General features: G+C 64.7%; 19 protein-coding genes. 10 read left to right on the forward strand and 9 right to left on the reverse strand.

Features of this window, described 5'->3' with window-relative positions; genetic code table 11:
* Positions 1-2: 2 nt before the first annotated feature.
* Positions 3-830: a TIGR04325 family methyltransferase gene (locus B7X30_RS04250; RefSeq protein WP_286729236.1), complete on the reverse strand. Its 828-nt coding sequence runs from the start codon at positions 828-830 to the stop codon at positions 3-5.
* Between the two features lie 230 nt (positions 831-1,060).
* Here B7X30_RS04250 and B7X30_RS04255 point away from each other — a divergent pair, with 230 nt between their 5' ends.
* Genes B7X30_RS04255 through B7X30_RS04265 form a run of 3 tightly spaced genes read left to right on the forward strand, consistent with a single transcriptional unit; the run spans position 1,061 to position 4,340 of the window.
* Positions 1,061-2,875 (forward strand): tetrathionate reductase family octaheme c-type cytochrome, encoded by a 1,815-nt coding sequence (locus B7X30_RS04255; RefSeq protein WP_286729238.1) that lies wholly within the window; start codon positions 1,061-1,063, stop codon positions 2,873-2,875.
* A gap of 12 nt (positions 2,876-2,887) precedes the next feature.
* Positions 2,888-3,550, forward strand: a complete 663-nt coding sequence (locus tag B7X30_RS04260; protein WP_286729241.1) for a cytochrome b/b6 domain-containing protein — start codon at positions 2,888-2,890, stop codon at positions 3,548-3,550.
* Positions 3,543-4,340, forward strand: coding sequence for a hypothetical protein (locus B7X30_RS04265; protein ID WP_286729243.1), 798 nt, complete (start codon positions 3,543-3,545; stop codon positions 4,338-4,340). The genes B7X30_RS04260 and B7X30_RS04265 overlap by 8 nt, the downstream gene beginning before the upstream one ends.
* A gap of 172 nt (positions 4,341-4,512) precedes the next feature.
* Here the strand turns inward: B7X30_RS04265 and B7X30_RS04270 are convergent, their stop codons facing one another.
* Positions 4,513-5,649, reverse strand: coding sequence for an NAD(P)/FAD-dependent oxidoreductase (locus B7X30_RS04270; protein WP_286729244.1), 1,137 nt, complete (start codon positions 5,647-5,649; stop codon positions 4,513-4,515).
* Between the two features lie 235 nt (positions 5,650-5,884).
* Between B7X30_RS04270 and B7X30_RS04275 the strand changes: the two genes are divergently transcribed.
* Both B7X30_RS04275 and B7X30_RS04280 read left to right on the forward strand, forming a co-directional pair.
* Positions 5,885-7,543 carry an alpha/beta hydrolase family protein gene (locus B7X30_RS04275; protein WP_286729246.1) on the forward strand — a complete coding sequence of 553 codons (1,659 nt, stop codon included), beginning with the start codon at positions 5,885-5,887 and terminating at the stop codon, positions 7,541-7,543.
* 96 nt (positions 7,544-7,639) lie between these two features.
* A complete protein-coding gene (locus B7X30_RS04280; protein ID WP_286729248.1) occupies positions 7,640-8,206 on the forward strand; it encodes a Uma2 family endonuclease in 567 nt (188 codons plus the stop codon).
* A gap of 8 nt (positions 8,207-8,214) precedes the next feature.
* On the opposite strand, the gene B7X30_RS04285 is transcribed toward B7X30_RS04280, so the two are convergent.
* From B7X30_RS04285 to hutC, 7 genes are read right to left on the reverse strand one after another with little or no spacing between them, the layout of a single operon-like run.
* A complete protein-coding gene (locus B7X30_RS04285) occupies positions 8,215-8,622 on the reverse strand; it encodes a VOC family protein (protein ID WP_013104880.1) in 408 nt (135 codons plus the stop codon).
* A gap of 19 nt (positions 8,623-8,641) precedes the next feature.
* Positions 8,642-10,048, reverse strand: coding sequence for an FAD-binding oxidoreductase (locus tag B7X30_RS04290; protein ID WP_286729250.1), 1,407 nt, complete (start codon positions 10,046-10,048; stop codon positions 8,642-8,644).
* Positions 10,045-11,361, reverse strand: coding sequence for a formimidoylglutamate deiminase (hutF, locus tag B7X30_RS04295; protein ID WP_286729251.1), 1,317 nt, complete (start codon positions 11,359-11,361; stop codon positions 10,045-10,047). The genes B7X30_RS04290 and hutF overlap by 4 nt, the downstream gene beginning before the upstream one ends.
* The gene (hutG, locus tag B7X30_RS04300) at positions 11,345-12,166 is read right to left on the reverse strand and encodes an N-formylglutamate deformylase (protein ID WP_286729253.1); all 822 of its coding nucleotides are present in this window, start codon (positions 12,164-12,166) and stop codon (positions 11,345-11,347) included. The genes hutF and hutG overlap by 17 nt, the downstream gene beginning before the upstream one ends.
* A gap of 3 nt (positions 12,167-12,169) precedes the next feature.
* Positions 12,170-13,369 carry an imidazolonepropionase gene (gene hutI / locus B7X30_RS04305; protein ID WP_286729254.1) on the reverse strand — a complete coding sequence of 400 codons (1,200 nt, stop codon included), beginning with the start codon at positions 13,367-13,369 and terminating at the stop codon, positions 12,170-12,172.
* The gene (locus B7X30_RS04310) at positions 13,363-13,965 is read right to left on the reverse strand and encodes a HutD/Ves family protein (protein WP_286729255.1); all 603 of its coding nucleotides are present in this window, start codon (positions 13,963-13,965) and stop codon (positions 13,363-13,365) included. Before B7X30_RS04310 ends, hutI begins: the two co-directional genes overlap by 7 nt.
* Positions 13,962-14,696 carry a histidine utilization transcriptional repressor HutC gene (hutC, locus tag B7X30_RS04315; RefSeq protein WP_286729256.1) on the reverse strand — a complete coding sequence of 245 codons (735 nt, stop codon included), beginning with the start codon at positions 14,694-14,696 and terminating at the stop codon, positions 13,962-13,964. Before hutC ends, B7X30_RS04310 begins: the two co-directional genes overlap by 4 nt.
* A gap of 147 nt (positions 14,697-14,843) precedes the next feature.
* Here hutC and hutU point away from each other — a divergent pair, with 147 nt between their 5' ends.
* From hutU to B7X30_RS04340, 5 genes are all read left to right on the forward strand, one after another.
* Positions 14,844-16,550: a urocanate hydratase gene (gene hutU / locus B7X30_RS04320; protein ID WP_286729258.1), complete on the forward strand. Its 1,707-nt coding sequence runs from the start codon at positions 14,844-14,846 to the stop codon at positions 16,548-16,550.
* The gene (hutH, locus tag B7X30_RS04325; protein ID WP_286729260.1) at positions 16,547-18,103 is read left to right on the forward strand and encodes a histidine ammonia-lyase; all 1,557 of its coding nucleotides are present in this window, start codon (positions 16,547-16,549) and stop codon (positions 18,101-18,103) included. Before hutU ends, hutH begins: the two co-directional genes overlap by 4 nt.
* An 89-nt stretch (positions 18,104-18,192) precedes the next feature.
* Positions 18,193-19,590 carry a purine-cytosine permease family protein gene (locus tag B7X30_RS04330; protein WP_286729261.1) on the forward strand — a complete coding sequence of 466 codons (1,398 nt, stop codon included), beginning with the start codon at positions 18,193-18,195 and terminating at the stop codon, positions 19,588-19,590.
* A gap of 133 nt (positions 19,591-19,723) precedes the next feature.
* On the forward strand, positions 19,724-20,317 hold the full coding sequence (locus B7X30_RS04335) for a cob(I)yrinic acid a,c-diamide adenosyltransferase (RefSeq protein ID WP_286729262.1): 594 nt from the start codon (positions 19,724-19,726) through the stop codon (positions 20,315-20,317).
* A gap of 122 nt (positions 20,318-20,439) precedes the next feature.
* Complete coding sequence (locus B7X30_RS04340; RefSeq protein WP_286729264.1) at positions 20,440-21,744, forward strand: efflux RND transporter periplasmic adaptor subunit; 1,305 nt, start codon at positions 20,440-20,442, stop codon at positions 21,742-21,744.
* Positions 21,745-21,898 lie beyond the last annotated feature (154 nt).

Genomic DNA, 21,898 nt, shown 5'->3' on the forward strand with positions numbered 1-21,898 from the left:
ACTCACCCCCGCAGCAGATAAAACCCGTGATACACATCGACTGAATGCTCGGGTTCGAAGGCGATGTGGCAATGTTTGTCGGGGTTTTGCCAACGGTCGACGATCTGGTAGCCCAAGCGGGTAAAGCCTTCCAGAAACGGCGCGTAGGCGGCGATGCGGTACGGGCAGAAGGCGGTGCCGATGCTCTGCAGGGTGAAGTAGTCTTGCCCGCCGTTGTCCAGCACATGCAGCGGTGTGAGGTTGAGGATGATGTGACGCGGAGGACGCTCCAGCGTGGCTAAGCGCTGCGCCAGCGTGTCGGGCAGGTACTGCAGCACGCCCAGCGCCAGCAGCACGTCCACACCCTCGGCGCCGCGGAAATCGCCGTTGAAGCTCAGCCGCCCCACGGGGTCGCGCTCGCGGGCGATGTCTGCGCCCCGCGCCATCACCGCAGGCACGTCGCTCACCGTCCAGCGCAGACCCGGCGGATAGTCGAGGTAGCGCTGATAGCCGTAGTAACCGATGCCGATATGCCCGCCCAGATCGAACACCGAACTCTGCCCCTGTGCAAACAGTTTTTGCAGCCAGAAGATGACGGGATAGTCGCTGGGGTAGATGCGCTTGATGCGCTCAAGATACATGCCCGCCGCATCGGCGTTGTCATAGCCCAGCGGGCGGGTGGGCGGCGCGCTGGCCTGCGCGGCGTCGAAGCTGGAATAAACGCCGCGAAACAGGTTGGCGTCGGTGTTTTTGGCAAAGGCGGCCTCTGCACGCTGGCGGCGCAGCGCGCCGAGGGGCGGCAGATCGGCCAGGCGATCCAGGGCGGCGTGAGTGCGCTCAAGCAGGGGCATGACGGTCTCCATCGAAGCGGCAAACGATACCGCAAAACTGGCCGCGCGCAAGCTCGCTTTGAATGTAATTAGTTGTCTCTAATGGTGTCTTTATTTTTCTTTTGTGTGGCCAGATCAAGAGATGGCGTCACCGAAACACGGCGCCAGAAATCGATTGCGAACGGTCAATCTTTTCAAACAACGGCAGGCGCAGCATCTCGCCCATTCTTCCAACGAGACGAGTGTGGGCCATGGATTTCCATCGACAAACCGGAGAGAGCCGGATCGCGCGCGCGGCGCGATCTGCGCAGGCCGTTCTCTTAGCCGCGGGGCTACTGGCGCTCAGCCCCTTGGCGCGGGCGCAAGACGCTGCAATCTTCGTGGCACAGAACGGGGTAAAAGTTCAACCCGCCGATGCGGCGCAGGACAGTTGGCATGTGGAGCCCAGTGTCGTGCCCACGGTGCAGAAGGGCAATGTGGGCAAGGAAATGCCGCAGGATCACAGCCAGTTTCCGCAGCTCAAGGGGCCGTTCACCTCGCCCGAGCAGGTGACCAAAGCCTGCCTGAGCTGCCACACCGACGCGGCCAAGCAGGTTATGTCCACCATTCACTGGACCTGGAAGGCCTACGACCCCAAGACCAAGACACTGGTGGGCAAGAACCACGTCTACAACAACTTCTGCGTCAGCCCGATCAGCAACGAACAGTTCTGCACCGTGTGCCATGTGGGCTATGGCAGCACCGACCCGAACAAGTTCGTGCCGTTCGACCACCGCAGCCAGGATCATGTGGACTGTCTGGTGTGCCACGACCAGACCAAGACTTATCACAAGATTCCGTTCATCGGCGGCAATCCGGCGATGGAAAAAATCGCGGTGCGTCCCGGCTGCGGCGAGGTCTATGGCACCGACAAGCCTTTCGTCGAGCCGGAGAACCTCGCCAACATCGCGCAGCATGTGGGCTCGCCCACGCGCTACACCTGCGGCCAGTGCCACTTCTACGGCGGCGGCGGCGACGGCGTGAAGCACGGCGACATGGACAGCTCGCTGGTCAACCCCGCGCGCGCTGAAGACGTGCACATGGCGACCAATGGCCTGAACTTCTCTTGCCAGGAGTGCCATAAGACCGAGAACCACAATGTCAGCGGCTCGCGCTACGTCACTGACATGATGTTCGGCGACAAGCAGTTCATGCGCGGCAACCCGCACAACACCCAGGCGGCGAGTTGCGTGTCGTGCCACGGACAGACGCCGCACAAGGGCAACGACCTCAACAGCCAGATTCAGGCCGCGACGCTGAACATGCACACCCGCGACATCGCCTGCGAAACCTGCCACATCCCCGAGTTCGCGCGCGGCGGCCTGCCCACCAAGATGGAGTGGAACTACGCCACCGCAGGCAAGCTCGCGCCCAACGGCTCGCCGCTGGTCATCAACGACAGCCACGGCTGGAACACCTATTGGGGCGTCAAAGGCAGCTTCAAGTGGGCGGAAAACGTGGTGCCGCAGTACCGCTGGTTCAACGGCGTGGAACGCTGGATGAATGTCGGCGACAAGGTGCAGGACTTCAAAGACACCAACGGCGTGGTGCAGCTCAACGCCATCGAGGGCAGCCCGACCGACGGCAAGTCCAAGATCTTCCCGTTCAAGATCATGCGCAACAACCAGCCGTATGACACCCAGACCGGCATCCTCGCGGTGTTTCATTCCTTCGGTTTCGACAAAGACTCCTACACCATGAGTTACGACTGGCAGACCTCGATCGAGGCTGGCATGAAGGCCGCGCACCTGCCGTATTTAGGGCACTACAGCTTTGTCAAGACCGATATGTACTGGCCGATCGAGCACATGGTGGCGCCCAAGACGCAGGCACTGTCGTGCATGCAGTGCCACGCCAGCGACGGCCGGCTGCAAAACATCGACGGCGTGTACATGCCGCATCGCCCGAAAGACCACAACACCTGGCTGGAACGCATCGGCCTGACCGTCGCCGCGCTCGCCTTGGCTGGGGTGCTGCTGCACGGCCTCATCCGCTTCGGTCTGTGGCTGCGTCGCCGCGGTCATTGAAAGGACATCATCATGACGACACAACGCGTTTACAGATTCACCCGCTTCGAGCGCTTCTGGCACTGGAGCCAGGCCGCGCTCATCATCACCATGCTGTTCACCGGCTTCGAGATTCACGGCTATCTGGGCGGCTTCAATTTCGAGCACGCCCTGCTCATCCACGAATACGCCGCCTGGCTGCTGATGACCCTATGGACTTTCGCCATCTTCTGGCACTTCACCACCGGCGCGTGGAAGAACTACATCCCCGACCTGCGCCCGAAAAGCCTGTGGACGGTGGCGCGCTATTACGCCTGGGGCATGTTCATCGGTGAACATCACCCGTATCACAAGGAGCCGTTTCGCAAACACAACCCGCTGCAGCGGCTGGCGTATCTGTGGCTCAAGCTGATGATCAATCCGCTCATCTGGGCCAGCGGCCTGCTGTTGCTGTTTTACAGCTATGGCTGGATTCGGCTCTCGCCCCTGGGGCTGCAGCTCGACTGGGTGGCGCTCACCCACACCGCAGCCGCCTACATGATGCTGCTGTTCTTCATCCTGCACGTCTATCTGGGCACCACGGCGCACCCGCCAACCGCCTACATCAAGGCCATGATCACCGGCTGGGAAGATGAAGACGAACCGGCCGCGCCCTCTTCCTCCAGCGTCGCACAACCGGAGCCTCACCATGGCTGATACCCGACTCTCCCGCCCCGGCCGTCTGTTGCAGTTGACCGTGCTGGGCGCCGCACTCTCGGCCCTGAGCCTGAGCGCCGTTCTAAGCATCGATACCCTGGCGCAGGCTGCCGAGCCTGCGGCCAAGCCCGCCTCGGCCCCGGCGACACAAATCAATCTGGAAAGCGCCTCGCTCACCGATCTGCCCGGCTCGCCCTCGCGTGTGCGCATCGATCAAAGCCTGGGCGTACACGCCATCAAGCAGCGCGACGGGTTTGTCGAGCTGGACAACGCCGTGCTGCTCAAGACCTATGTCTATGCGTATTCCAAGCAACCGGTGAACTACACCGGCATCCTCACGCCGAATACCGAAATGATCGAACCGCCCGCGCCGGTGCAGGCCAGCGCGAAGGAAAAGCAGCAGGTCGACGCCATGATCGCTTTCGACAAAGCGCACCCCAAGCTGCGCATCGACGTCGATGACATCGCGCTCGACGCCTATGTGCCGCAGGGCAAGTACTACCCCATCGACAACCGACTGTTCATCCACGGCGCCGGGTATTACTTCGACAACTCGCCGTATCACTACACCTACGATCACCCCGAAGCATTTCGCCATTTGGCCTGCGCCGATGCCGCCGTGATGAAAACCCTCGACGACGCCATCGCCAACTACCAGCACTTTCACATGGCCATTTTCGCCACCGTGCTCGGCGGCGACGCCAAGACGCAAGGGTTGCTGCTGCGGGTGGATGAAGTGCAGCTCAAGGATGCACTGGGCAATGTGCTGATCGACCAGAAGGCGCAGTGAGTTGGCGCTGTTGGCTTGGCGCCAACTGAGTCGGCGCAAACCCGCACCCCCTCCCAACCTCCCCCACCAGTGGGGGAGGAGCAAACCATCTCCGGCGCGGTGGGAGAGACGTTTCTAACTCCCTCCCCACCCGTGGGGAGGATTGGGGTGGGGTGAGGTCGTTTGCGCTGAATTAGGCCGAGCGGTAGTCCTTGAGGTATTTGCCCTCGAACCAGCGCTTGGCCCAGGTGAAAGCGCGAGAAGGCGGCAGGACGATGGTTTTGTTCTCGTCGCGGAACACCAGAATGCCGCTGTCCACGGTATCGACGATGCACACCAACTCGGCCTTGGGCACATGCTTCGCGGGCTGGCCTTGCATCACCAGCAGCAGATTCTCGGCGGCGGCCTTGGCCTGCAGATCGGCCATGTGCGCCTGCTTGGGCAGCCAGTCCGGGCCGGGATAGCTGCCGGCGTCTCCAGCGACGAACACTCGCTCGAAACCGGGCACGGCGCAATGCGCGTCCGCCTGAATGAAGCCGCCGGGCGAGCGCGGCAGCTCGGAGTTGTGCGTCCAGCCCGGCCCTGTCATGCCGGGCATGAACAGGATGAGATCGGCCTTGACCAGGCCGCCCTCGGTCTCCACCCCTTCGGGCGACATGCGCAGCGGCTTGTGGCCCAGATGCGTGTCGATGCGGCGCTTGGCCATGTGCGACAGCAGGCCGGTGACGGCGCGCTCGCCCAGGCGTTGGCCGGGTTTGTCCGAGGCGTTGAAAAACACCAATTCCACCTTGTCGCGTTTGCGCTGGCGGCGCAGCCAGGTGTCGATGCCGAACAGCAGTTCGAACATCGGCCCGCCGCGCGCGGCAGTGGGCTCCTGCGGGTTGCCGCCAAAACCGCAGGCGATGCGCCCGCTGTCCATCGCCAGCAGACGCTCGCGGATTTTTTCCGTCGCCGCCACGCCCTCGCACAGCGCGATGGCGTGCTCGATGCCCGGCAGCTTTTTGATGAAGCGCCCGCCCGTGGCGATGATCAGGCCGTCGTTCTCCACCGGCCCGCCGGTCGTCAGCACCGTGCGGCCGCCGTCTTGCAGCCCGGTCACTTCGGCGGCGAGAAAGTCGATGCGGTGCTTGCGCAAAAACGGCGCCAGGTCGATGACCAGATCGCTGCTCTTGCGCACTCCCGTGGGCACCCAGATCAGGCTGGGCAGATAGACGAATTCAGCCTTGGGCGCCACCAGAGTGATACGCGCCTGCGGCGCCTTGGAGCGCAAGGTGCGCGCCGCGGTGAGGGCGGCAAAGCCCGCGCCGAGTACAACAAAATGGTCAGACATGATGAAGGGGCTCTACGAATACGACAAGTGCGAAGCATAGGCCCGGCATGGCCGCTCGGGCTTGTGAATTGTCAGAGCCAAAGGGTCCGCTGCCCGGGCTGCCCCACCGCTTCTGAAACGCTTTGTAAATACCGTTGACGTGCTCTGGAGAAGCGGAGAATTCTTGATAAAGAACGAGCGTTCGATTTTCAGATCAACTTAAGGCCGCGACACGGCCAGACAACGGAGACAACCCATGCACACCTTCTCGCTGAGGACGGCCCTGGCCGTCAGTTCCAGCGCCCTGCTGCTTGCGGCCTGCGGTGGCGGTGGCGGCACGCCCACTCCCACCACCGGCACGGTTGACACCCTGGTTTCAGCCAGCGCCACGCCCACCGCGGCGATCTCGACCAACACCATCGCCACGTCGAGCCACTGGATGGGCCGCTACCCCAGCGGGGTGCAGCAGCTCATCGGCGCCCCGGTTTGCGGCGTGACGGTCTACAAGTACACCTACGCCACCGTGGGCGGCGAGAACGAACCCACCACCGCCACCGGCGCGCTGATGATTCCCTCCGGCAGCACCGCGCAATGTCAGGGCGCAAAGCCCATCGTGCTCTACGCCCACGGCACCGCGCTGAGCAAGAACCGTGACCTGGCCGCACTCGGCGACCCGAGCAACCCCGCCTTCGGCACCGCCTCACGCGTGGCCATGATCTTCGCCGCGCAGGGCGACATCGTCGTTGCGCCCAACTACGCCGGTTACGACACCTCGCCCCTGCCCTACGCGCCTTATCTCAATAAACAGCAGCAGTCGCAGGACATGATCGACAGCCTCACGGCCGCGCGGCAAGCATTGATGCAACTGAACCTGCCCGTGAGCGACAACGGCAAGCTGTTCGTCACCGGCTATTCGCAAGGCGGCTTTGTGTCGATGGCCACACTGGCCAAGCTCGATGCCCAGGGCCGCCCGGCCACAGCGGGCGCGCCGATGTCCGGGCCTTACGGCATGCTCGCCATCAGCGATGAAATCATGCTCGGACATCCCAACGTTGGCGGCACCGCCTACCTGCCGCTGGTCGCCAACTCTTACGCCCATCTGCCCGCGGGGTCGCCGCAAATCGATCTTGCCGCCATGTTCAACCCGCTTTATGCGGACGCGCCGACCCTGTTCCCCGGCCCCGTGGGCTTTGCGGGCTTTGGCCAACTGGTGCAGGCCGGAAAGATTCCGTACACCGCCATCTTTCAATCTCCGCCCACCGGCAACGCTGCGCTGGATAGCCTGAGCGAAGGCTGGCCGCTCGGCCCGCTGGGCTTCGATCCGACCAACTACCTCATCAGCACCGCCTACCGCGCGCAATATGTGGCCGACGTGCTCGCCCACCCCGACGGCGCCGCGCCCGTTGATGGCTCCGCACCCAATTTCACCACCACTGCGCCAACGCCTGCGAGCAACCCGCAAGATCCCCTGCGGCAAATTCTCCTGGCCAACGATCTGCGCGGCTACACCCCGAGCATGCCGCTGCTGATGTGCGGTGGCGACCAGGACCCCGAGGTGTTTTGGAACCAGGACGCCGCCGCCATGACCGCCACCCTGATGAACAAGGCCCAGACCACCAACCCCGGCCTGCGCTTTGCCACCCTCGACCTCGACAACCAGGGCAGCCCCGGCACCTACAGCAACGGCCTGACCAGCTACGGCCTGAACACCGCACAGCAACAGACCCTGCAGACCGTGGCGAGCACGGTGCAAGGTGGTTTCATCGCGTATCAACAAGGTGTGGTGCAAGCGGCTGAAGCGCAGGGCTACACGGCGCAGCAGGCCGCTGCCTACGCGATGGAGAGCTACCACACCGACGAGCGCCCGTTCTGCACCGTGGCGGCGCGCACTTTCTTCAATCTGTATGCGCAGTAGGCAGGCAGGGGCTGGCGCCATGTAGACACCGCAACCTAGCCAATACGGCGAGAATACACTGCACTTTCGCCGCTTGGACACGACTAGGATGACCACATGGCCTTGGCACAACACAAACTGAATTTGGGCGATTACCTCGTCTGGGAAAACGCGCAGCCCGAGCGGCACGAGTTTTATCGCGGCGAAGCCTTCGCCATGGTGGGGGTGCGCCGGGTGCATGGCATGGTGTCGGGCAACCTGTTTGCAGCCCTCAAATCTGCGCTCCGAGGCGGCCCCTGCGAGGTGTTCACCGAAAGCCTGAAGGTGCAGGTGGCCGATGAGGCGGTGTTTTACCCGGATGTGTTCGTCACCTGCCATGCCGACGACCTGCGCACCGAGATGGTGTTTCGTCATCCGGTGCTGATCGTCGAGGTGTTGTCTGACAGCACGCAGGGCATTGAGCGCAGCCTGAAGTTTGCCATGTACCGACGCATCGCCGAGTTGCGCGAATATGTGCTGATCGACCCCGACAGCCGCAGCGTGGAGGTGTTCCGGCGCAACGAGCGCGGCTTGTTCGAGCTGCACGATTTCACCGGGCTGGCGGAGATGGAACTCGCCAGCGTGCAACTGCGCATCCCCCTGACGGAAGTGTTCAGCGGGCTGGAGCCAACGCCCGCTGGGTGATTGCACCCCTATGCCGCTGCACGACAGACGGCGGCAAGTTTGTTGCCATCGGGGTCGCGCACGTAAGCGGCGTAGAAATCCGGGCCGTAGTGCGGGCGCAGACCCGGCGCGCCCTCGCTGCGACCGCCATGCGCCATTGCGGCGGCATGAAAGGCATCGACCTGCGCCCGGCTGCGGGCGGCCAGCGCGATCATGGATCCATTCCCCACTGTGGCGGGCTGACCGTCGAAGGGCTTGCATAGCCACAGCGCCAGTTCCACCCGCCCCTCGTCGGCGTAGCGGCCCCAGCCGATTTCATGGGCGGGATCGTCGTCTTCGGTCACGCAGCGCGCGTGCCCAAGCGCGGCAAGCACCGGGTCGTAAAACGCGGCCGCGCGAACCAGATCGTTGCTGCCGAGCATGAGGTAGGTGAACATGGCCTCACTGGTCCCGCTTTTACGCAAAAATCTTCCCCGGATTGAGGATGCCCCTCGGATCGAGCGCCTGCTTGATGGCGCGCATCACGTCGAGCGCGTCGTCGCCGGCTTCCTCGCGCAGAAAGCCCTGCTTGTGCAGGCCGATGCCGTGTTCGCCGCTGCAGGTGCCGCCGAGTTTGAGGGCGCGGCGCACGAGTTGGGCGTTGAGGCGTTCGGCCAGTTCGCGTTCTTCGGGTTTGGCGGGGTCGATGAGGTAGCCGATGTGGTAGTTGCCGTCGCCCACATGGCCGACGACAAAGTAGGGCAGCCCGGCGGCGTCGGCCTCTGTGATGGTGTCGTTGATGCTTTCGGCCAGGCGCGAAATGGGCACGCAGGTGTCGGTGGTGACGCAGCGGCAGCCGGGTTTCATTTGCAGCGCGGAAAGGTAGGCGTGGTGACGCGCCTTCCACAGCTTGGTGCGTTCTTCCGGCGTGTCGGCCCAGGCGAAGTCGGAGCCGGCATGGTCTGCGGCGAGGGCCTGCACGGTTTCGGCCTGCTCGCGCACCCCGGCGGGCGAGCCGTGGAATTCCATCAGCAGCAGGGGCTGCTCGGGCAGGCCGAGATGGTCGTGGGCGTTGACCGCGCGCACCGCGCCCGCGTCCATCAGTTCCACGCGGGCGATGGGAATGCCGGCCTGAATGAGGGCGATGGTGCAGTCCACCGCGTGCGCCACGTCGCGGAAGGAGCACACCGCCGCGGCCACGGCCTCGGGTTGCGGGTACAGGCGCAGGGTGACTTCGGTGATGATGCCCAGCGTGCCCTCGCTGCCCACCATGAGGCGGGTGAGGTCGTAGCCCGCGCTGCTTTTGCGCGCCTGGGTGCCGGTGCGAATGATGCGGCCATCGGCCAGCACCACGGTGAGCGCCAGCACGTTTTCGCGCATGGTGCCGTAGCGCACGGCGTTGGTGCCCGAGGCGCGCGTGGCGGCCATGCCGCCTATCGTGGCGTCGGCGCCGGGGTCGATGGGGAAGAACAGGCCGGTATGGCGCAGTTCGTCGTTCAACTGCAGCCGCGTGACCCCGGCCTGCACGGTGACGAGCATGTCGGCGGCGGCCACGTCGAGGATGCGGTTCATGCGCGTGAGATCGAGGCTGATGCCGCCCTGCACCGCGAGCAACTGGCCTTCGAGCGACGATCCGGCGCCAAAGGCGATGACCGGCACGTCGTGCGCGGCGGCCAGTTTCACCGCGTCGGCCACGTCTTGCGTACTTTCGCAGAACACTACGGCGGACGGCGGCGGCACGTCGAAGGGCGATTCATCGCGCCCATGCTGCTCGCGCACGGCCTGCGCGGTGGAAAGCTGCGCGCCGAAGCGGCTGGCCAAGGCGTCGAGCAGGGCGGGCGGCGTGGGGCGGGTGAGAATTTTCGGGGTGAGGGGGGCGTTCATGGCAGTACCCAGCGCCCGGCCACCATGACCGCCTTCGATGCTGCGGAGGGGCTGGAAAACACGAGGGCGTCGAGCAGATGGCCAGGCGGCATGCCGAGGGTTGCTGCGGCATGCGGGTTGAGCACCAGAGCGTCAGCGCGGGCGCCTGGCGTCAAGCCCCACGCGGGCTGTCCGGCAGCGTGGGCGCTGCCAGCCTGCACGCAGGACCACAGCCGGGCTGCGGTGGACGGCTGCGCCGCTTCGGGTGCTGCCGCGGTGTTGCGCTGACGCTGGATGAGGCGCTGACCATATTCGAGACAGCGCACTTCCTCTCTCCAGTCGCGGGTGATCTGGCTGTCCGACCCCAGGGTGATGGGCACGCCTTGCGCCAGAATGCCGGGCAGATCGGGCAGGCCGTCGCCGAGGTTGGCTTCGGTGGTGGGGCAGAGCACGATGCCCGCGCCGCTGCGGGCGACGGCATCGATCTCTTGCGGCACCGTGTGGGTGGCGTGGACGAGTTGCCAGCGCACGTCGAGCAGGCCTTGCGCCGCCAGCCAGGCGATGGGTCGCTGGCCGGTGGCGGCAAGGCAATCGTCCACCTCGGCGGTTTGCTCGGCAACGTGGATGTGGATGGGGCCGTCGAAGCCGTCTGCCCGTTGCACCAGCGCTTGAATGGAAGCGGGCGACGCCGCGCGCAAGGAATGAATGGCGATACCCGCGTCCAGCCCCGGCTGGCGTCGGCCCCGGATGGTTTGCACCGCCTGCCACACACTCTCGGCGCTGGTGGCGAAGCGCCGCTGGTCCGGGCGCAGCGTGGGTTGCTGAAAGCCGGCGCGTTCGTACAGCACCGGCAGCAGAGTGAGGCCGATGCCCACATCGCGCGCCGCGTCGGCCAAGGCCCAACTGAAGGCGAGCGGATCAGCGTAGGGCTGGCCGTCTGGCGCATGCTGCAGGTAATGAAACTCGCACACCTGCGTGTAGCCGCCCTGCAGCAGTTCGATGTAGAGCTGCGCGGCAATGGCGCGCAGTTGCTCCGGGGTGATGCGCAGGGCTACGCGGTACATGCGGTCACGCCACAACCAGAAGGTATCGGCGGCACTGGTGCGCTGTTCGGCCAGGCCGGCAAAGGCGCGCTGGAAGGCATGGCTGTGCGCATCGACCAGCCCAGGCAACACAGTGCCCAGTTGTTCTGCGCCCTGCGGCGGCGTGAGCACGCCGGGAACGATCTCGGCCCACCGGCCATCCGCACCGATGCGCAGCAGCACCTTGTCTTGCCAGCCTCCGGGCAGCCAAGCGCGGCGAGCCCACAGCAGAGAATCAGCGGGATTGTTCATGCGGTCTCCATGCCAGCATGGCATCGATCAGTTGCTCCAGCACGAGGCGCAGCCTTGCGGTGAGTGCGGGGTCAAGGCGAAACGGTGGGGCTTCCTGCATATAAGTGGAAAAACACATTTCCATCTGCACCGCATGAATGCCCTGCGCGGGTTGACCGTAGTGGCGGGTGATGTACCCGCCCTTGAAACGGCCGTCGACCACCTGAGTAAAAGTGGTCTGCCGCGCAAGCACCTCGGCCAACTCCGCACGCAACGGCGGCGCGCAACTGGCCCCGTTGGCCGTGCCCAGATTGAGGTCGGGCAAAGTGCCCTCGAACAACCACGGCAGCGTGGACTGGATGCTGTGACCGTCCCACAGCAGGGCGTAGCCGTGCCGCGCATGCAGGCGTTGCAACTCGGCGTTGAGCGCGGCGTGGTAGGGGCGCCAGTAGTCCGTCAGCCGCTGCGCAATCTCGGCTGCGTCTGGCTCCTGCCCCGGCAGGTATATCGGCTGGCCGGTGAAGGCGTGGGTCGGGCAAAGCTCGGTGTTGTTCACGCCGGGATACATGGGCGCGTTTTTCGGTGGACGGTTGAGGTCGATGACATAGCGCGAAAACCGTGGCACGAGCAGGCTGGCGCCGCGTTGCACGGCAAAGGCGTAGATCGGCTCGAGATGCCAGTCGGTATCGTCCACATTCAAGGCCTGCGCGGTGTAGCGCGGCTTGAGGGCTGCGGGAATTTCGGTGCCCACATGCGGCAAGCTCACCAGCAAGGGGCTGTCACCGCTGTGGAGGGTATAGGTGGATGGGGTGGATGTGTCTTGCATGGTTCAGACCTCCTGGCCGCCGATGAACACCCGACAGGCCGGATTCAAACCCAGCCAGTAACTGAGTTCGTTGGGATGATGCAGGGGCCAGGCCACAAAGTCGGCGCGTTGCTGTGCGGCAAGTTGGCCGCGGTCGTGCAGGCCGAGCGCCCGCGCGCCGTTCACGGTAAAGCCACGCAGGGTTTCTTCGGGCGTGAGGCGAAACAGGGTGCAGGCCATATTGAGCATGAGCAGCGGGTTCAGGGTGGGGGACGAGCCGGGGTTGTGGTCGGTGGCCAGCGCGATGGGCACGCCGGCCTCGCGCAGCGCGGCAACGGGCGGCAAGCGGGTTTCGCGCAGAAAGTAGAAGGCGCCGGGCAGCAGCACCGCCACGCTACCCGCGCGCGCCATCGCGGCGATGCCTTGTGCGTCGAGGTACTCCAGATGGTCGCAGGACAGCGCGCCGTAACGGGCTGCCAGCGCCGCCCCGCCCTGGTCGCTGAGTTGTTCCGCATGCAGCTTGACCGGCAGGCCGAGGGCGCGGGCGGCTTCGAACACCCGCCCGGTTTGCGCCGGGGTGAAGGCGATGCGCTCGCAGAACGCATCCACCGCGTCCACCAATCCTTCAGCCTTGAGTTGGGGCAGCCAAGTGCAGACGGCGTCGATGTAGTCGTCCGCGCGGCCCTCGAACTCGGGCGGCAGGGTGTGCGCGGAAAGGCAAGTGGTGCGCACAGTCAGTGGCAGTTCCTGCCCGACCTTGCGCGCGGCTCGAAGGCAGCGGGCCTCGTGCTCCAGGCTCAAGCCGTAGCCGGACTTGATTTCCACCGTGGTCACCCCAGCGCGCATGAGATTGCGAGCGCGCTCGCGCGTGGCGGCCAGAAGCTCTGCATCACTAGCGGCACGGGTCGCCCGCACCGTCGCCCGAATGCCACCGCCGGTGCGGGCGATGTCTTCGTAGCTCGCCCCGTTAAGCCTCTGCTCGAACTCGTCAGCGCGCTGGCCGCCGTAAACCAGATGGGTATGACAATCGACCAAGCCCGGCGTGACCAGGTCGCCGCCCAGATCGTGCGTGCGCGCTGCAACCACATCGCTTGGCAGTTCCGACTCGTGTCCCACCCAGCGCAGCATGTCGCCCTCGGCGAGCAGCGCTCCCTCGTCGATCAAACCCCATCCGTATGCGCCATCGAGGGTGCAAAGCCGGGCATTGCGATAGAGGGTCAGCATGATGCAGTGGGCTCCGTTTGAACGGCCAGCCAATAGCCGATGCGGGCTTCGCCGGCGCGATCAGCCTCAAAGATCAGTCTGCCGGGCGAGCGTTCAAACCACAGGAGACTGAATGCGGGCATCGGAACGACAACAGCCTTGCGCGCATCGCCCTGATCGGCAATGTGGCAATGCCCCGGCTGCGTAGCGAACAAGCCGCAAGCGCCGTCTGTTGCGCTCCATGCTATCCCCGCATCTGCGCGCTGCATCCGTCCGCTGACATTGCGTAGCATGAGGTTGAGATCGCGCGTGGCGCCGCCCAGCAGACGGCAATGGATCTGCGCCGCGCCATCGAAGCGCAGCGGTTCTTCATGCGGAAGTTGACGATGGCCGTTGCCGTCGATCTGCAGATACACGCCCTCGCCCTCCAGCACGGCAAACCAACGGTCCACGCCCGGATAAGAAGAGAAGGCGCCGTCGCCGTTGATATCGGCCACGCTGATGCGGTATTGCCAGTTTTGCGAGTCGGGCGCAGCCAGCAGTTCCCGCGTCATGCCGCCACCGTTGCGCCAGGGCTGGGCAACGATGCACGCGCAGTCGATCAGCCGGGGATTCATGGTTGAAAACGCCCTTCCAGCAGGTAGCGACTGCCCGGATGCACCAGCCGTACCAAGGTCACAGGAGCGCCCCGGCTGACCGTCCAGCGGGTGATGACCAGACAGGGCTCAGTCGGCTCGATCTTCAGATAACGGGCCTCTTGCCGCGTCGGGCTCAAGGCCTCGATGGTGTAGGAGGCCTCCCACATCGGCGCGACTTCAAGCAGATATTGCGTTGGCGTGGTGCTGGAAAAATCGGCGTCCAGGTAGCGCGGCGCGGCAGCGGGATTCACCCAGCGGTCTTCCAGTTGCAAAGGCACATCGTCCTCGAAATGAATCGCCAGGGAATGGAACACCTTGGCTCCGACCTTAAGCCCCAGCCGATGCGCCACAGTGGCTGAGGCAGCCTCCTCGCGACGCAGTTTGAGATCCAGCCGGTGGTGATGACCGCGCGACTCGACATGCTCGTGCATGTCGCGGATGGAAAGCGTTGACGACAAGCGGTGCAGTTGCGCCGCGAAGGTGCCCACGCCCTGCACCCGGTCAACCAAGCCCTCGGCCTGAAGCTCTCGCAGCGCGCGGTTCACCGTCATGCGGCTGACGCCGAACAAGGCCACAAGCTCTGCCTCCGAAGGCATCAACTCGCCAGGCTTCCACCGGCCCTGCTCAAGCCCCTGTTTGAGATGCTGCTTGACACGGTTGTAGGGCGCCGTGGCTGCTGCGCCGAGATCGATTTTTGCAAGGGAATTCATGGATTCATCTTAGTTGCACGCGCCTGTCTATACAAGTTGATTCCCGGGCGGAAATAACTAGGGTAAATACGGATCAAAATATCTTGTACAGGCTTGTCTAGACAACTAGAGTGGTCACCACGCAACGACCCAGAAGTGAGCTAGACCATGACTGACCTCTCCACCCCTCCGCAACAAACAGCACAGCGCGTCATTCGCGCTCCTCGCGGCACCCAACTGACCTGCAAAAACTGGTTGATCGAAGCCGCCTACCGCATGATCCAGAACAACCTCGACCCCGACGTGGCCGAGAACCCCCAGGCCCTGGTTGTCTATGGCGGCATCGGCAAGGCCGCTCGCAACTGGGAATGCTTTGACGCCATCCTGCGCGAGCTGCGCGCCTTGAAGGAAGACGAAACCCTGCTGGTGCAGTCCGGCAAGCCCGTTGGCGTGTTTCGCACCCATGTAGATGCACCAAGAGTGCTCATTGCCAACTCCAATCTGGTGCCGAAATGGGCCACCTGGGAACACTTCCACGAGCTTGACCGCAAGGGCCTGATGATGTTCGGCCAGATGACGGCAGGATCGTGGATTTACATCGCCAGCCAGGGTATCGTGCAGGGCACCTACGAGACCTTCGTCGAAGCCGGGCGGCAGCATTTCGGTGGCAACCTTGCGGGACGCTGGATTCTCACCGCCGGGCTGGGCGGCATGGGCGGCGCGCAACCGCTGGCGGCCACCTTTGCCGGTGCGTCATCGCTGAATATCGAATGCCAGCAAAGCCGCATCGATTTCCGTCTACGTTCCAAATATCTGGACGAGCAGGCGCACGACCTTGACGACGCCCTGGCCCGCATGGCGCGCTATGCCGACGAAAAAAGGGCCGTGTCGGTGGGGCTGCTGGGCAATGCGGCAGAGATTTTGCCGGAGCTGGTCAAGCGCGCCAAGGCCGGCGGCATCAAACCCGATCTGCTGACCGACCAGACCTCGGCGCACGATCTGATCAACGGCTACCTGCCGATGGGCTGGACGCTGGAGCGCTGGAAAACCGCACAGACCGACGCCAGCCAGCACTCGGCGCTGACCGCGGCCGCCGCCAGAAGCTGCGCCGTGCATGTGCAGGCCATGCTCGACTTCCAGGCCATGGGCGTGCCCACTTTCGACTACGGCAACAACATCCGCCAGGTCGCGCTCGATCAGGGGGTGAAAGACGCTTTCGCCTTCCCCGGCTTTGTGCCCGCCTACATCCGCCCGCTGTTCTGTCGTGGCAAGGGGCCGTTTCGCTGGGTGGCGCTGTCGGGCGACCCGGAAGACATCCGCAAGACCGACGCCAAGCTCAAGGAACTGTTCCCGCACGACCACCATCTGCATCGCTGGCTGGACATGGCGGAAGAGCGCATCGCCTTTCAGGGCCTGCCCGCGCGCATCTGCTGGCTGGGTCTGGGCGAGCGTCACAAGGCTGGCCTTGCCTTCAATGAAATGGTGAAGTTGGGCGAACTGAAGGCGCCAATCGTCATCGGCCGCGACCATCTCGACAGCGGCTCGGTGGCCTCGCCCAACCGGGAAACCGAGGCCATGCGCGATGGCAGCGACGCCGTTTCGGATTGGCCGCTGCTCAACGCCCTGCTCAATACTGCGGGCGGCGCCACCTGGGTGTCGCTGCATCACGGCGGCGGCGTGGGCATGGGCTACTCGCAGCATGCCGGCGTGGTCATCGTCTGCGACGGCACCGAGGCCGCCGCCAAGCGGCTTGAGCGCGTGTTATGGAACGACCCCGGCACCGGCGTAATGCGCCATGCCGACGCCGGCTACCCCGACGCCGTGGCCTGCGCAGAAGAGTGCGGGCTGCATCTGCCGATGGTGAGCAAAGCATGAAGATCACCGTCACACCGGGCCAGCTCGACATGGCCCAACTCAAAAGGCTTCACGCGGGTGGAGTGCAAGTGGAACTTGCGCCGTCCGCCTGGGAAGCCGTGAAGGCAAGCGCCGCCATTGTTGAGAAAGCCGCCCGTGGGGATGCGCCGGTTTACGGCATCAACACCGGCTTTGGCAAACTGGCCAGCACGCGCATCGATGCGCACGACCTCGCACAGTTGCAGGTCAATCTCATCCGCTCGCACTGCGTGGGCGTTGGCGAACCCATGCGCGCCTCGGTCGTCAGGCTGATGCTGGCGCTCAAGGTGTCCTCGCTCGCCCGGGGCTACTCGGGCGTGCGGCCGGTAGTGATTGAAACCTTGATTGCCGTGCTCAATGCCGGGCTGATTCCCGAAGTACCCAGCCAGGGCTCGGTGGGCGCATCGGGCGATCTGGCCCCGCTCGCGCATATGACTCTGGCCTTGATCGGCGAGGGCAGTTTCGTCGTCGATGGGCAATCCGTTCCCGCGAGCGAAGCGCTGAGTGCGGCGGGCATCAAACCTCTCGCACTCGCAGCGAAAGAGGGGCTGGCCTTGATCAACGGCACGCAGGCATCCACCTCGCTGGCCTTGCATGCCTTGATCGATTTCCAACCGGTTTACGAGGCGGCGGTCGTCTCAGGCGCGCTCAGTCTGGAGGCGGCCAAAGGCAGCGACGCGCCGTTCGACCCGCGCATTCACGCCGTGCGCGGGCACCCAGGACAAATCGCCACGGCCGCCTGCTATCGCGCCCTGCTGCACGACAGCGCCATTCGCGCGTCGCACCTCAAGGGCGACGACCGCGTGCAAGACCCCTACTGCCTGCGCTGCCAGCCACAGGTCATGGGCGCCTGCCTGGACCAACTGCGCTACTGCACGGAAGTCTTGCTGCGCGAGGCCAATGCCGTGACCGACAACCCGCTGGTCTTTCCGGACGACGGCGCACTCATCTCGGGCGGCAACTTTCACGCCGAGCCCGTGGCGCTGGCGGCAGACGCCATGGCCGTGGCCATCGCGGAGGTTGGGGCCATTGCCGAACGCCGCATCGCCATGCTCATCGACACCAGCGTGTCGCGGCTACCCGCCTTCCTCTGCGTGGAGCCGGGGCTGCACTCGGGCTTCATGATCGCCCACGTCACCGCCGCCGCCCTGGCCAGCGAGAACAAGTCTCTGGCGCACCCGGCCAGCGTCGACTCCCTGCCCACCTCGGCCAATCAGGAAGACCATGTGTCCATGGCCACCTTCGCCGCGCGTCGGCTGCAGGCCATGATCGACAACGTCGCCCACATCATCGCCATTGAATGGCTGGCCGCCGCACAGGGCATTGATTTCCTGCGCCCGCTGCACACGTCAGAAGCACTGGAGAGCGCCATCGCCCTGCTGCGCGCCAAGGTATCGCGCATGACCGAAGACCGCGTCATTGCACGCGATATTCAGGCCGCGTTCGCATTGATCCGCGAAGGGCGATTGGCGCAGATTTTGCGTGACAAAACCGAATGCGATGCCTTCTGGCCCGCTGAGTCTGCAGATTCCTGATGCAGAGCAAGCCGATGCGCTGATTGCCGGATTCGGCGCATCTCACCCAACAACCGGCACGGCACAACTCCACGAAGGGCAGGTGTTCCATGGCACAAGAAACGGCGGTGATTGAGCGTAGAACCATTGATTTCGTTCCGGAAAGCGAACGGCATGGCAAGGTGTTTTCCATGTTCACGCTGTTCTTTTCCGGCAATATGCAGATCACCGCGGTGGCCGTGGGGGTGATTCCCATCGAACTCGGCCTGAGTCTGTGGTGGAGTGTGTTCGCCGTGGTGCTGGGAAACATTCTGGGCGGCTTCGTCATGGCGGCCCATGCGGTGCAGGGGCCGCGCATCGGCATTCCGCAGATGATTCAGAGCCGGGCGCAGTTTGGTGTGCTGGGCGCCAATATTCCGCTCGCCTTTGTCGTGCTGATGTATCTGGGATTTTTCTCGGGCAGCGCTATTCTGGGCGGCTCGGCCGTGGCGCTGCTGCTGGGTGTGTCCAAGCCCATCGGCATCCTCATCACCAATCTGCTGACTTTCCTGCTGTTGGCGCTGGGCTACGACACCATTCACCGCTACGCCAAATGGGCCGCGTGGGTGTTTGCGGCCATTTTCATCGTGGCGACCGTGCTGGCCATCAGCAAGTTGACGGCCATGCCCGCCTCGCCAGCAGCTGCGGCAGCCGTGTCTTTGCCCATGCTGCTGGTGGCCATTTCCATTTTCGCCACGTGGCAAATCACCTACGGGCCTTACGTCGCCGACTATTCGCGCTACATGCCCAAAACCACTTCGGCGCGCGCCATTTTCTGGAATACCTATTTCGGCTCGATGATCGGCTCCGGCTGGGCCATGCTCGTAGGCGTGGTGCTCGGGCTGTTGAACCAGAAGGTGGCGTCGGCCGACCCAACCGCGGCGTTCTCGGGTCTGTTCAGTGGGCCGACAGCGTGGCTGTACGGCGCTGTGCTGTTCATCGTTCTGGCAGGTGTGGTGGTGGTCAATGCGCTGAACCTTTACGGCGGCAGCCTGTCCACCCTCACCATCCTCAGCTCAAGTGCGGGGCTGCGGCAATCCACACTGCAGCATGGCAAGTGGTGGCGGATTGGCCTTGGGGCGACCGGCGCGGTGATCGGCAGCCTGATCGCCATCCTCGGGGCGAACAGCGTGATGGCCTATCTGAACAACCTGCTGCTGATCCTCATGTATGTGTTCGTCCCTTGGTCAGCCATTAACCTGACCGACTTCTTCCTGCTGCGTCACGGTGAGTATTCGATCCCGGACATCTACGACCGTCACGGCCGCTACGGCGCCTGGGGCTGGCCCGCCCTGATCGCCTTCGCCGTGGCCATTCTGGTCGAGGTGCCGTTCATGAGCATGCCGTTTTTCACCGGCCCGGTTGCCAGCATGATCGGTGGGGCCGACGTGACCTGGGTGGTCGGGCTGATTGTCGCCAGCGTGCTCTACGCCGTACTGATGAAAAAATCAGTGCCAAAGACGGCCTGAAGGCCGAGGCTGGCGCCGCACGACGGCCCGCGGCCTGTGCGAGTTTGTGCGATTTCCCGGCGCCAGAAAATCGCCGGGAACTTCACTATGCTCTTTCGGATTTCGTCTATCCATCCGAAAAGGGCAAGTCTCCATGGGCCACCGCCTCACCGCCATATCCACCCGCACCGGCGACGCGGGCACCACCGGGCTGGGGGACGGCTCGCGCTGTCTGAAATCGGCCGCGCGCATTCAGGCGCTGGGCGAGGTGGACGAGCTGAATTCGCACCTCGGGCTGTTGCGCAGCATGGGGCTGCCGCCGGCCATCGACGCCTTGCTCTCGCAGGTGCAGCACGATCTGTTCGATCTCGGCGGCGAGCTATCGGTGCCCGGCATGACGCTGCTCAAACCCAAGCAGGTGGCCGCGCTCGATGACGCGCTGAAAGACTACAACGCCAAGCTGCCGCCGCTGGCCGAGTTCATTCTGCCCGGCGGCACGCAAACGGCCTCGCAGGCGCATGTGTGCCGCACCGTGGCGCGCCGTGCCGAGCGGTCGGTGGTGGCGGTGTCCTGCGAAGTGGCGCAGGCCGGCGGGGAGCAGGCGCCCACGCTGCTGCGCGCCGAGCTGCTGCAGTACCTCAACCGCCTGTCCGATCTGCTGTTCGTGTTGGCGCGCACGCTCAACCGCGCGGGCGACGCCGCCAGCACCGAGGTGTACTGGAATCATCAGCGTCAGCCCAAGGCTTGACGCCCCAGCGGCAGACTCAAAGCGACATACTTCTTCACACTGCCTGCACACGACTTTCACGTCGCGCTGGCAGGATGTGAAGACTGCCAACCGATCTGTTTTCCCACCGTGACACCCCGCCCATGACTGCGACCCCTCCCTCCCCTGAACAACATCGCCGTCCCGTGACCGCCCGCCGCTGGCTTTGGGGCGGGCTGGGCGTGGCCCTGCTCGCCGCGGGCGGTCTGGCCCTGCTGGGCAGCGAGCACCCGGCGCAGGCGCAGATGCGCGGCCCGGGCGGAATGGAAAAAGGGCAGATGCCGCCGCAGCCGGTCACGGCATCGGTCGCCAAAACGCAGGACGTGCCGGTCTGGCTCACCGCGTTGGGCACGGTTACGCCGCGCAGCTATGTGAACGTGATGCCGCGGGTGGCCGGACTGCTGCAGAGCGTGGACTACAAGCAGGGGCAGACGGTCAAGGCCGGACAGTTGCTCGCGCAGATCGACCCGCGGCCCTTCCGCATCGCGGTGGAGCAGGCGCAGGCGCAACTGGAGCAGACGCAAGCGCAGCTCGCCGGTGCGCAAAGCGATTTGCTGCGCTATGAAACCCTGCTCAAGCAAGATTCGATTTCGGCGCAACAGGTCAGCGATCAGCGCGCCACCGTGGCCCAGCTCAAGGCCACGCTCGACGCCAACAAGGCCGCGCTCGACAACGCCAAACTGCAACTGAGCTGGACGCGCATCACCGCCCCGGTCAGCGGCCTCACCGGCCTGCGCCCGGTGGACGCCGGCAATATGGTGACGACTTCGGGCGCCGTGGGCAGCAACACCAGCAGCAGCACCAATTCGGCCTCACCGGTTGCCACCATCGCGCAGGTGCAGCCGGTGGACGTGACCTTCGCTCTGCCGCAGCAGCAGATCGGCGAGGTGGTAAGCCAGCTCATGGCGGGCAAGCAGTTGCAAACCCAATCCTGGGATGCCCGCAACACCCAGTTGCTCGAAACCGGCAAGCTGGTCGCGGCCGACAACCAGATCAACAACACGACGGGCACCCTCAATTTGCGCGCCGAGTTCGCCAACCCGAAGCTGACCCTGTTCCCCAACCAGTTTGTCAACGTGCGGCTGCTGGTGCGCACCATCCCTGACGCGATCGTCGTGCCCACCACCGCCGTGGCGGTTGGCGCGCCCGGCACTTATGTGTATGTCATCGGGCCGGACAACAAGGTGAAGATGCGGGTAGTGAAAACCGGGGTGGCGTTTGACAACCTCACGCAGATCGTCAGCGGCCTGAAGCCGGGCGAGCGCGTCGTCACCGACGGCCTCGACCGCCTGCGCGACGGCCGCGAGGTGAAAGTGGTGCAGGCCGTGGTGCAGTCCGCAGGCGGCGCCGGGAAGGAGCGTGCCCGGCCTGACGCCCACGCCAAGCCCGCCGCCAGCGGAGCACGCTGAGCATGAGTGCGCCACACGACGACAAAGCCTCCCCTCCCCAGCCCTCAGCGCCAACCTCTCATCCCCCACTCGTGCGGGAGGTTGGGAGGGGGAGCCGCTCGAAGACCGGCCGAGCCCCTCACGGCTGTTCATCCTGCGCCCCATCGCCACCACG

This window comes from Thiomonas sp. 13-64-67, from assembly GCF_002282795.1.
Taxonomy (GTDB): domain Bacteria; phylum Pseudomonadota; class Gammaproteobacteria; order Burkholderiales; family Burkholderiaceae_C; genus Thiomonas; species Thiomonas arsenitoxydans.

Coding starts and splice junctions, on each gene's coding strand:
- hutH (WP_286729260.1), top strand. CDS start 16,547: ATGAAGATCACCGTCACACCGGGCCAGCTCGACATGGCCCAACTCAAA.
- hutG (WP_286729253.1), bottom strand. CDS start 12,166: ATGCAAGACACATCCACCCCATCCACCTATACCCTCCACAGCGGTGAC.
- B7X30_RS04330 (WP_286729261.1), top strand. CDS start 18,193: ATGGCACAAGAAACGGCGGTGATTGAGCGTAGAACCATTGATTTCGTT.
- B7X30_RS04265 (WP_286729243.1), top strand. CDS start 3,543: ATGGCTGATACCCGACTCTCCCGCCCCGGCCGTCTGTTGCAGTTGACC.
- hutC (WP_286729256.1), bottom strand. CDS start 14,696: ATGAATTCCCTTGCAAAAATCGATCTCGGCGCAGCAGCCACGGCGCCC.
- hutU (WP_286729258.1), top strand. CDS start 14,844: ATGACTGACCTCTCCACCCCTCCGCAACAAACAGCACAGCGCGTCATT.
- hutI (WP_286729254.1), bottom strand. CDS start 13,369: ATGCTGACCCTCTATCGCAATGCCCGGCTTTGCACCCTCGATGGCGCA.
- B7X30_RS04280 (WP_286729248.1), top strand. CDS start 7,640: ATGGCCTTGGCACAACACAAACTGAATTTGGGCGATTACCTCGTCTGG.
- B7X30_RS04335 (WP_286729262.1), top strand. CDS start 19,724: ATGGGCCACCGCCTCACCGCCATATCCACCCGCACCGGCGACGCGGGC.
- B7X30_RS04255 (WP_286729238.1), top strand. CDS start 1,061: ATGGATTTCCATCGACAAACCGGAGAGAGCCGGATCGCGCGCGCGGCG.
- B7X30_RS04310 (WP_286729255.1), bottom strand. CDS start 13,965: ATGAATCCCCGGCTGATCGACTGCGCGTGCATCGTTGCCCAGCCCTGG.
- B7X30_RS04270 (WP_286729244.1), bottom strand. CDS start 5,649: ATGTCTGACCATTTTGTTGTACTCGGCGCGGGCTTTGCCGCCCTCACC.
- B7X30_RS04340 (WP_286729264.1), top strand. CDS start 20,440: ATGACTGCGACCCCTCCCTCCCCTGAACAACATCGCCGTCCCGTGACC.
- hutF (WP_286729251.1), bottom strand. CDS start 11,361: ATGAACAATCCCGCTGATTCTCTGCTGTGGGCTCGCCGCGCTTGGCTG.
- B7X30_RS04260 (WP_286729241.1), top strand. CDS start 2,888: ATGACGACACAACGCGTTTACAGATTCACCCGCTTCGAGCGCTTCTGG.
- B7X30_RS04275 (WP_286729246.1), top strand. CDS start 5,885: ATGCACACCTTCTCGCTGAGGACGGCCCTGGCCGTCAGTTCCAGCGCC.
- B7X30_RS04285 (WP_013104880.1), bottom strand. CDS start 8,622: ATGTTCACCTACCTCATGCTCGGCAGCAACGATCTGGTTCGCGCGGCC.
- B7X30_RS04250 (WP_286729236.1), bottom strand. CDS start 830: ATGCCCCTGCTTGAGCGCACTCACGCCGCCCTGGATCGCCTGGCCGAT.
- B7X30_RS04290 (WP_286729250.1), bottom strand. CDS start 10,048: ATGAACGCCCCCCTCACCCCGAAAATTCTCACCCGCCCCACGCCGCCC.